We start from the raw sequence: 310 nt of genomic DNA, 5'->3' as shown, positions 1-310 counted from the left end.
TCGGCCCATCGGCCGCGACCTCGGTCACCTGATGCGCGAGACCCGCGCCCGCGGCCACGAGGTCGGCTTGCATGCCTGGGACCACCACGCCTGGCAGGCCCACACCGGCAGCTGGAGCCTGGAGCGCCTGGGCGAGGAATTCGGGCGTGGCCTGCACGCCCTGGAGGATATCCTCGGCGCCAAGGTCGACTGCTCCGCCGCCGCCGGCTGGCGGGCCGATCCGCGGGTGGTGCTGGCCAAGGAGGCCTTCGGCCTCAGGTACAACAGCGACTGCCGCGGCAGCGCCCTGTTCCGCCCGCGCCTGGGCAAC

General features: G+C 73.9%; 1 protein-coding gene. It reads left to right on the top strand.

What is annotated here, in order from left to right; translation table 11 throughout:
• Window positions 1-310, top strand: a 310-nt coding sequence (locus RND78_RS28005; RefSeq protein ID WP_312733505.1) for a polysaccharide deacetylase family protein, incomplete at both ends; no start/stop codon positions are given.

It is taken from the genome of Pseudomonas oryzihabitans (genome assembly GCF_032027545.1).
GTDB classification, from domain to species: Bacteria; Pseudomonadota; Gammaproteobacteria; order Pseudomonadales; family Pseudomonadaceae; genus Chryseomonas; species Chryseomonas oryzihabitans_F.
The sequence above is the reverse complement of the archived record's forward strand: the minus strand, read 5'-3'. Positions and strand labels throughout refer to the sequence as shown.